Origin of the sequence: Moorena sp. SIO1F2 (assembly GCF_010672755.1) — a bacterium.
Classification (GTDB): Bacteria; Cyanobacteriota; Cyanobacteriia; order Cyanobacteriales; family Coleofasciculaceae; genus Moorena.
Genome location: NZ_JAAHFV010000269.1, coordinates 1 through 9134, shown reverse-complemented (window position 1 = coordinate 9134; position 9134 = coordinate 1). Strand labels below are relative to the sequence as shown.

General features: G+C 44.5%; 7 protein-coding genes. 3 read left to right on the top strand and 4 right to left on the bottom strand.

Annotated features, from left to right (window positions below; all coding sequences use genetic code 11):
• Positions 1–63 precede the first annotated feature (63 nt).
• Together F6J94_RS24805 and F6J94_RS24800 are read left to right on the top strand one after the other, a co-directional pair.
• Entirely contained in the window at positions 64–2169 is a 2106-nt protein-coding gene (locus tag F6J94_RS24805) for an SPFH domain-containing protein (protein ID WP_293045038.1), read from the top strand.
• Between the two features lie 127 nt (positions 2170–2296).
• Positions 2297–3460, top strand: a complete 1164-nt coding sequence (locus F6J94_RS24800; RefSeq protein WP_293045036.1) for a GuaB3 family IMP dehydrogenase-related protein — start codon at positions 2297–2299, stop codon at positions 3458–3460.
• 583 nt (positions 3461–4043) lie between these two features.
• Here F6J94_RS24800 and F6J94_RS24795 read toward each other — a convergent pair.
• Both F6J94_RS24795 and F6J94_RS24790 read right to left on the bottom strand, forming a co-directional pair.
• Positions 4044–4280, bottom strand: a complete 237-nt coding sequence (locus F6J94_RS24795; protein ID WP_293045034.1) for a hypothetical protein — start codon at positions 4278–4280, stop codon at positions 4044–4046.
• A gap of 93 nt (positions 4281–4373) precedes the next feature.
• Entirely contained in the window at positions 4374–4505 is a 132-nt protein-coding gene (locus F6J94_RS24790; protein WP_293045032.1) for a hypothetical protein, read from the bottom strand.
• A gap of 233 nt (positions 4506–4738) precedes the next feature.
• On the opposite strand from F6J94_RS24790, the gene trxA reads away from it, so the two are divergent.
• Positions 4739–5065 carry a thioredoxin gene (gene trxA, locus F6J94_RS24785; protein ID WP_075896319.1) on the top strand — a complete coding sequence of 109 codons (327 nt, stop codon included), beginning with the start codon at positions 4739–4741 and terminating at the stop codon, positions 5063–5065.
• A 66-nt stretch (positions 5066–5131) separates the two neighbouring features.
• Here the strand turns inward: trxA and F6J94_RS24780 are convergent, their stop codons facing one another.
• On the bottom strand, positions 5132–8092 hold the full coding sequence (locus tag F6J94_RS24780; RefSeq protein WP_293045030.1) for a methyl-accepting chemotaxis protein: 2961 nt from the start codon (positions 8090–8092) through the stop codon (positions 5132–5134).
• Positions 8093–8742: 650 nt separating this feature from the next.
• Positions 8743–9105, bottom strand: coding sequence for a response regulator (locus tag F6J94_RS24775; RefSeq protein WP_070391006.1), 363 nt, complete (start codon positions 9103–9105; stop codon positions 8743–8745).
• Between the last annotated feature and the right edge of the window lie 29 nt (positions 9106–9134).

Here is a 9134-nt window from a genome sequence, read left to right as displayed (position 1 = left end):
TAAATTTTCTGATCTTCCCTGATTAGTATATAGAGCTCCATTTATCAGCAAATCGATTTAGCCATGTCAAACTCATCCATGAATACAACAACAGTGCAAACTGTTCCGATACATTCATCTCTAGCCCAGCTTCCTCCTGGAATTCTATTTTTCCCCGGTGTGATTGGAGGTCTGATTGTATTATTGCTATTAAGCATCTGGGCTTACACCAGAGTTTATGTCATCACCCCCAACAATGAGGCATTTTTGCGGACAGGTGGTGTCTTTATCAAAAAGAAAACGGTTATTCTCAGTGGCGGGTGTGTGGTTTTGCCAGGATTTCATGAACTTACCCGTGTCCCACTCAGAGAAATTTCTATTGATGTTGAGCGGACAGGTAACCTAGCAGTTCGGACCCAAGACTACCTGCGGGCTAATATGCGGGTAACCTTTTATGTCTGTATCAATGCCAATGAAGACGATGTGATTACTGCTGCCCAACGACTGTCTCGTGAAGGTAAAATTTCCCCCGAAGATATTAAAGAAGCTATCGAAAAACGGGCGGATGATGCGATTAGAGCAGCAGCCAAGAAAAAGAATTTGGCAGAAATTGATTCCGATAAATTAGGATTTGCTGATGAAGTGTTGAATTTGATTCAGCAAGACTTAAGGAAAGTCGGTTTAACCCTCAATAATATCGCTATTTCTGAGATAGAAGAGAGTGATACCTACGATACGAATAACTTCTTTGATGCCCAAGGAGTACGTCTGCGCACGGAAACCATTCAACAATCAATTCAGCAAAAAACTGAAGTTGAGCTAAATACCAAAGTTGCCATTGAAGAGAAAGAACTAAACGCTGAAAAGCAATCCCTACGCATTGCCCAAGAACAAGAAGAAGCGAAACTGGCACAAAAGCTTGAGGTTGAAGCCCTAAAAGCCCAGCGTGAGCGGGAAATAGAAGAAGCTAAAGCCACAGAAGCAGCCACAATTCAGCGGACTAAAATTTTACAGAATAAGTCTGTAGAAGAGGAAGAAATTCGCAAGCTACTAGCCTTGCAGCAAAGTCAAATTGAAGCCGATATTACCCTCGAAGAACGGAATAAAGCCCTCAAGGTAGCCCAAACTCTGCAAAAACAAGAAGCGGAATTGGCAGAAATTAATCGTCAGAAAACCTTAGAAGAGGAAAAGGTTCAACAACAGCTGGCAGTCCAAGCGAAGAAAATTCAGGCAGATATTGAATTAGAAGAACGGAATAAAACCCTCAAGGTGGCACAAATCCTGCAAAAACAGGAAGCAGAAGTAGCAGAAGTTACTCGTCAGAAAACCGTCGATGCTGCCTTGCTTAATTCTCAGGTAGAATTGGCAGAAGCAGAACGAGAGTCAAAAATTGCTCAACAAGACGCTGCGATCGCAATTGCCGAAAAAGAACGCGATCGCTTCAATTCCGAAGCCGAACGAGCTCAAGCTGAAGCCGCTGTAGCCACCGCTACGGAAGTAGAAGAAGCCGAACGGCAACAACGCCTTTCTATCATTGCTGCTGAACAAGAAGCCGAACAAAGGCGGATTGGTGAGCAAAACGTGATTGAAATCGATGTATTCCGCCGCTCTCGTCAAGCTGAAGCAGCCAGACAAGCAGCAGAACTAGAAGCTGAGTCGATCCGCACCCTAGCAGAAGCAAATCGGGATAAAGCCTTGGCAGAGGCAGAAGGTAAACGATCCCTGATCGAAGCCGAAAATTCCATCAGCGATGCTCAGCTCAATGCTAAAATCATCACTACCATATGGCCAGAGTTAGCCCCTCAACTACCAGAAATTGCCAAAGCCTTGGCTCCCCAGCCAGGAATTTTGGGAGATACTCGGATTTACTCCTTCCCCGGTGTCAATGGCAATAATGGTAACGGAGCTAGCAGTGTAGGTGACATCAACAAACTGCTACTGTCTACCACTGGCTTATCAATGATTAATGGTTTGTTAGAGGAAGGCAAGCTAGGGGAGTTAATTAGTCAAATCCGCCAGATGATGAGTAACAACAGTAGCACAATCACCAGTAACACAATCAAACCAAAGGATAAGAAAACCCCGACCACCGATATCATCCCATCACGGGCAGCAGCCACCTCAAACCTTACCGAAAAAAACCACCTTAGCCACCCAAGCATCAAGAAACCTAAATCAGGGAAAGGCTGAATGCTTACGTATGAAGAATTCATAATTCATACTTCATGCTTCACAATTCATAGTTTCTTTGTATAGTTCGAGCAATCTTCGCTCCAATTTGATAACCTAGCTAAAATAATCTCGGAAGAAAAACAGCGTGGATATTCAAATTGGGCGAGGTAAGATAGCTCGCAGAGCCTACGGCATAGATGAAATTGCACTTGTTCCCGGACAGCGGACACTCGACCCCAGTTTGGCTGATACTCGCTGGCGTATTGGTGGTATTGAACGGGAAATTCCCATTATCGCCAGCGCTATGGATGGGGTGATTGATGTGTCCATGGCAGTCAAGTTGTCCCAAATTGGGGCAATGGGGGTTCTCAACTTAGAAGGGATTCAAACCCGTTATCCTGACCCATCACCGATTCTAGACCGCATTGCTTCGGTGGGAAATTCTGAGTTTGTTCCCCTGATGCAGGAACTTTATAGTTCACCGATTAAGCCAGAATTGATTACCCAGCGAATTCGGGAAATCAAGGACCAAGGTGGTATTGCAGCTGTGAGTCTGACCCCTGCTGGAGCCAGTAAATATAGTCAGGTAGTGGCAGAGGCTGGTGCTGATTTAATGTTTGTTCAAGCAACAGTCGTTTCTACAGCTCACCTGTCACCAGAGTCTATCAATCCCCTGGATTTGGGACAGTTTTGTCAGGATATGCCCATGCCAGTAATTTTGGGGAATTGCGTGACCTATGATGTTGCCCTCAATTTGATGAAAGTTGGGGCAACTGCTGTCTTGGTGGGTATTGGTCCTGGTGCTGCTTGTACCTCTCGGGGTGTCTTGGGTGTCGGTGTACCTCAGGCAACAGCAGTTGCAGATTGCGCTGCTGCCCGTGACGACTACTATCAGGAAACCGGTAACTATGTCCAAGTGATTGCTGATGGCGGTTTAATTACAGGAGGTGACATCTGTAAGTGTATTGCTTGTGGTGCTGATGGAGTGATGATTGGTTCTCCTTTTGCCCGTGCCAAAGAAGCTCCCGGACAAGGGTTTCATTGGGGTATGGCAACCCCTTCGAGCGTGCTACCCCGTGGGACACGAATAAAAGTGGGCAGCACTGGCACACTTGAGCAAATTCTGACTGGACCAGCCCAAATGGATGATGGCACCCACAACCTTTTGGGAGCCTTGAAAACCAGTATGGGAACCCTCGGAGCAAAAAACCTCAAGGAAATGCAACAAGTGGAAGTAGTGATTGCTCCCTCTCTGCTAACAGAAGGAAAAGTATACCAGAAAGCTCAGCAGTTGGGTATGGGTAAATAGTATAGTCTCTAGTTGAATACTGATCATTCTTAGTTGTTCATCAATTGAAAATTGAAACTTGACCATTGACAATTACCAAATATTATGGTAATTCATAAATTGAACAGCTTTTTTACAGGTTTCTAAAGTTCACGAACAACTGTTGTCAATAGTTAAAGCTAAATAGTTAAAGCTAAATAGTTAAAGCTAAATAGTTAAAGCGATGATTATAGATACTTATCGCGACCACCGCCAATCGTCAAAATTTTTCGACTGGCTTGGAAATTGCTGAAAAAAAATCAACGGTGACATACAATGGAAAAAGCGGAGACAAATGTTTCCGTTCACTCCTCACACCACACTCCGCCCGGACATAGTTCGGGCGGTTCCTTATTTTATATTGAAGGTTGAAAGTTGAAGGTTGAAGGTTGAAGGTTGAACGCGATGGACGAAGTCCCGCTTTCAGCGAACGCGTGGCCTATTGGCCAAGGTTGTTTGGTTGTTTGGTTGAAGGTTGAACGCGATGGACGAAGTCCCGCTTTCAGCGAACGCGTGGCCTATTGGCCAAGGTTGAAGGTTGAACGCGATGGACGAAGTCCCGCTTTCAGCGAACGCGTGGCCTATTGGCCAAGGTTGTTTGGTTGAAGGTTGTTTGGTTGTTCGCCTTTGGCGTTCGGTGTAGGGTAGGTTGAACGGCGTTGCTTAATAATGGAATGATTTTAAGAGTGTTTAGGTGCGCGCCTCCAAGGCCGGGTTCCCCGGCCTTGGGTCGCACCTGTGGAATAGGCATCTTGCCGTGGAATGGGCATCTTGCGTGGAACTGGCATCTTGCCAGTTTCATGCTTATTTTGGGGCGGGCAGGATGCCCACTCTACTCCTATTCATTCAAAGACTGACGCAACGCCGGTTGAACGCGATGGACGAAGTCCCGCTTTCAGCGAACGCGTGGCCGAAAAGCCAAGGTTGAACGCGATGGACGAAGTCCCGCTTTCAGCGATCGCGTGGCCGAAAAGCCAAGGTTGAGACGATAACCTGTAACCTGTAACCTGTAACCTGTAACCTTCAACCTATAACCTTCAACCTATAACCTTCAAGCTGTAACCTGTAACCTGTAACCTTCAAGCTGTAACCTTCAACCTGTAACCTGTAACCTAATAACCTGTAACCTGTAACTTGTAACCGCCTCACCTGTTCCGCCCTATGGGAGTGTTAACTTTTGCCCAAGATATTTAATCGGTGTTGTGACTATGGTAAAATTTCGGAGGTACGTAGCAAAAGTATTCGCAAGGATTTCCAGGCATGTCAACAGCCGCCCCACAAGTTACAGACTCCAGCTTTCAGGCAGAGGTACTTGAGAGCGACATCCCAGTATTGGTAGATTTTTGGGCACCTTGGTGCGGTCCCTGTCGGATGGTGTCTCCGGTTGTGGATGAGATAGCACAGCAGTACGAAGGTCAGGTGAAAGTCGTTAAGCTGAACACCGACGAAAATCCTAAGGTGGCAGGTGATTATGGTATCCGCAGTATACCAACCTTGATGATTTTCAAGGGAGGCCAACGAGTAGATATGGTGGTGGGTGCAGTCCCCAAAACTACCTTGGCTAATACTCTAGAAAAGCACCTCTAATGGCAAAAGGCTTGTAGGCAAAAGGGGACATGTAAAAGATTGCTTCCAACCTCCTCAGATCCTCAGCTATTCGTCACCAATCTTAAATTGACCAACGGACATCTGCAACTTCTGGGCAACCTCGACAGTTGTTCGTAGGGATTGAGAGACTTCGCCAGAAGAATGAGAGGTTTGTCGGGAGGTGGCAGCAATTTCCTGTATTAAGTCAGTAACGTCCCGAGATGTTTTGGCTTGGGAAACTGTGGCGTTAGAAATAGATTGGACTAACTGGTCAATCTCATGGGAGACGGCAACAATTTCTTCTAGGCTCTGTTTAGCCTTGAAAACCATTTGGGTTCCATCAACCACTTGTTTTTTTCCGTCTTCCATGGCTTTGACCACCTCTTGGGTTTCCTGCTGAATGGTGTCAATCACCTGTTCAATGTCTTTGATGGCATTGGCTGACTGGGTTGCTAGTCTACCCACTTGTTCCGCAACCACTCGGAACCCTTCTCCCTCTTCTCCCGCACGGCTCGCTTCAATTCCAGCATTGACTGACAGTAAATTAGTTTGTACGGCTATTTCCTGTACCAAGCCAACTACTTTAGCAATCTCCTTAGAGGATTCCCCTAGCAGCTTTACTTTGTTTGCTGTGTTGACTACAGTCTCTCGCAAATTTACAATAGTCACAACCGTGCTATCCATAGCTTGCCCACTAGTAAGGGCAGCGTTTGAGGCGATGTGAGAAACCTCTGCTGCTTGGCGGGCATTATTTGAGACGGCTTCAATCGAGTACATCATCTGCTCAATAGAGCTTAGTGTGTGGGTAATCTTATCTGACTGAGCCATTGCTTGCTGGGCTAATTCACCCACTGCCTGTTCATCAGCAGCAACAGCAGTATTCACTTGAGTCGAGCCAAGTTTGACCTGGATTACAATTTGCCGCAAACTTTCCATCAGGGCATTAAAGAAGTCTGCCACTGTACCAATTTCCCCCTCACCCACTTCTGCCCGGACTGTGAGGTCTCCCTTGGCAGCATTTTCCACATTATACAAGAGTTCCAGGACTTGGTGCTGGAGTGCTTCTTTTTGCTGACGTTGCTCAATAGCATTTAACTCCGCCGCCCGGCGTGCTTGTTCGATTTGATCAGAGGTTGATGCTGCTTTCTTTAGCGCTAAGTCCGCGTCTACTCGTGCTTGTTGTAACTGTTCAAACAGATCAGCTTGCTTGAGGGCAAAGCCAATCTGAATGGCCAATTGCTTTAATAAATCCGCCTCTTCTGGCTGCCAGTCCCGTGGCTCAGAACACTGGTGAGCACATAATAAACCTACCAGTTCCTCCTCATGCAAAATGGGCGCAACCATATTGGCTTTGACCTGTAGCCGTTCGAGAATATCACAGTGGCAGCCCGTTAAGCTAGCTTCATAGACGTTATGGCAAACCCAGACTCGCCCACTTTTGAACCGATCCAAAGACCCTTCCCGCAATGGGTCATTTATAATTTTCCCCATGGCTTCAATCCAACCAGGTGCTACGGATTCCGCCATGATTGTTCCACTATCCCACCCTTCATTGAAGCTATAGATCAGCACCCGGTCGGTTTGCAAGATGCTGCGAACTCCATCTACTGAAGTACTTAGGATATTTTCTGATGTCACAGATTTATAAAGAAGGCTGGTAAACTCAGCCAATAACTGGGAGCGCTCCGCTATGGCTTGCTGGAGAAAAGCCTGTTGAGCGAGAGCTTCTTCCTTAGATACGATGTTGTCAGCAAGTTTATTGAAGGTATCTGCCAGTTGACCAAGTTCATCAGTAGCTATGACCTCAGCACGGGTTTCGCGATCGCCTGCGGCAAATTTATGGGTAGTCTGCTGTAGCATTTTAATCGGTTCAGCAATTGACCGCCCCAGCAGAATTGCCAAAAATACATCTGTTGCTAATGCCAAGAACACAACGGACCCTTGTAGCAGTAGGCTACCTGTAAGAAAAGCATTCAGGTCAGATTCGCTAGTCCCCCGCACTAATACTGCCACCGGTTCTCCCTGAGAATCCATTAGAGCTTTTGCTGCCATGGTGTAGGTTTGCTCTCCTACCTTCTGACGGTCGGTAACTAACTCGTCTACTTTACCAACATTAACGACTTTCTCAAGTAGGGATGGATTAGGTAAGGGAATATCAGATTGGGCTTGCTCCCAATTGGCAGCTTTACCTTGGTCTAAGGCTGTTACTAAGGCAAATTCTCCCGAAGGCTGATGCAAATAAACAGCACTGTAGCCTCCGTTAAAGGTTTTCAGGGTTTCCTTGACAATGGGTTCCTTGCCATTAACAATATCCCCAGAAACCAAAGCACCAATCACATCATCAGTTTTTGGGTCTTTTACTGGTGTGACCGTGTAACGAATTAGGGCACCTTGCTTTAGGGCATCTTGCTTCATCAACCCCTCAGGTAAAGGGGGTGATTCTTTTCTCAATTCTTGCCAGCTGACAATTTGATTAGCTGTAATTTGCTCAGACTGCTTGAGGACTTGACTAACCAGGTTATTGGGATCAAACGTTTCTCCTTTCCGGTCAGCATTAGCATTAACAATAATTCGTAAATCTTTGTCCACCAGAGTGGCATATTCAATCTGGCGAGCTTTAACTTCATTCTGGAGAATTTGCTTAACTTGTCCCTCTAGTGATTTGGACAATAACTGATTTCTACTATGGGCAAGAGCAGCTTCAATAATAGCAGTATTTTCCGATTGACCACGGAACCCAAACCCCATTTGGTTGATTTTAATGTTGTAGTTTATTTCTGTGACAGCCAACTCTGACTGAGCTTGCCCACGTAATTGAGCTCTTCCCCCTATGATAATTAATAATGCTCCTACACCCATCAGTGCAGCCACAGAGATTACTTCGGAGGAAAACAAACCAACAATTTGCTTGGTTTTAACTGGTAAGTTATAAAACCATTGTAGGTGTGATTTTTTGCTTTGTTGAGAGGAAGAAATTTTGAGGGTAGTGGTTGGCTTGATTACCGGGCGCAATTGTATACCTGTCATTAGTGAGTAACTATTCAACTAGAATAATATAGATTTTTTTTTAAAATAATAAAATATATAGCCGATATTATATTAATCAGTAATCAGGTACAGACAATTATTTTACCCCTGTTCCCTAAAATCCAAAACTTGTGTACTTCACCTATTTTTTTGAATATTTTTGGCTCTTCCGTACTTGTTATGCTAAATTAACACTTTCTTGATGCAGTCGCTCATGGGGGAAACCCCCAAGACCGCGCTGCATCGCTTGGCAAAGGGAGCAGGGAGCAGGGAGTAGGGAGCAGTGGAAAGAGGCAGTATTTATAAATTATTGTTAATTAAATAGCATCATTTCCCTTGTAGAGTAAGCTTTCTGATTTTTTTTACTTGAAATGAGCGCATAGCAGGTACTGAAGAACCATATTTTTTAAATGCTAGCATTATTATGACAGGAGTGTTTTATCTGTCATTTCTATATAAAAAAAACAATAATAATAGCAAGCCAGCTATTATAATAACCGAAATAAATTACTATGAAGTAAATCTATTTTTAGGTATTAATTAATTTATTTTATTTATTTTATTTATTTTATTTATTTTATTTAAGATATAAACTCTTTAAAAGATTAGGGTATAATTAGTATTACTACTCCTAGGACTCAACTGATGAATCAAACCACAGCCAACTTAACAATGTCCACTAGCTGCTGTTTAGAAAAAGGTTTGGTGAGATAGGCATCAGCGCCTTGTTTCATACCCCAGAGACGGTCGATGTCCTGATTTTTAGAAGAACAAATAACAATGGGAATGCTAGTGGTATCCCGATGGTTCTTCAGGCTGCGGCACAACTCGAAGCCACTCATTCCTGGCATAACTATATCTAGAACTATAACATCAGGTTTTTCCGTTACTGCCTTATCCAAAGCATCTTTAGCATCAGCAATACAAATAACTGTGTTACCACTGTCCCGTAGGTATCTAGCCATTAACTCTAACTGAGCCAGGTTATCTTCCACAATCAAAACTTTACTCATAGTTCAATTAATTGGTTGGTGTTTAAAAA